Origin of the sequence: Blautia sp. AF34-10, assembly GCF_003477865.1 — a bacterium.
GTDB lineage: Bacteria > Bacillota > Clostridia > Lachnospirales > Lachnospiraceae > Fusicatenibacter > Fusicatenibacter saccharivorans.
Window position 1 is genome coordinate 1 of the sequence record NZ_QUED01000095.1, and the last position, 716, is coordinate 716.

At 50.6% G+C, this 716-nt stretch carries 1 protein-coding gene; it reads left to right on the top strand.

Going from position 1 to position 716, the window contains the following annotated elements; genetic code table 11:
* On the top strand, positions 1-716 hold a 716-nt coding region (locus DWZ60_RS17035), incomplete at both ends, for a recombinase family protein (protein ID WP_199669436.1).

A 716-nucleotide genomic window follows, 5' to 3' on the forward strand; every position in this document is an offset into this window, starting at 1 on the left:
GTCACCGAAGCCCCTTACGGCTATGTCAAAGACCCGGACAACAAGGATTTTTGGATAATCGACGAGGAAGCCGCCGAGGTTGTCCGTTTGATTTTCCGTCTGTTTATCGGCGGGAAAAACCGAAACCAAATCGCCGTGCATCTAAAAAACGAGCAAATCTCTACCCCCACTTTCTATATGAAAGACCGAGGACGGGGAACTTGTAAAAATAAGACGCTCAACGAGGATAACCGCTGCAAGTGGAACAAAGCCACCTTGACCCATATCCTCACACGGCAGGAGTATTGCGGCGATGTAGTCAACTTCAAGACTACAAAGCATTTCCGGGATAAACATAACCACTATGTAGACCGGAGCCAGTGGCACATCACAGAAAATGTGCATGAGCCGATTATCAGCCGCAGCGATTTTGAAACCGTACAGCGGATTTTGGAAAACGCACCCGTCAGACGCCCCAACGGGGACGGGGAAATCCACCCTCTGTCCGGCTTGCTTTTCTGTAAGGACTGCGGCGCAAAAATGCACATTCGTATAGATTACCGGAACGGCGGCAAGCGGCATGTTGCTTTTTGCAGCGAGTACCACAAGGGAAAAGCCAAGAACCCCAAATGCCATTCCCCGCACATCATGGACGCGGACTTGCTCATGCAGACCATCGCGGAAGTGCTGAAGAAAATCGAGGACTATTCTATCAGCAATCGGGCGGAGTTTGAAGC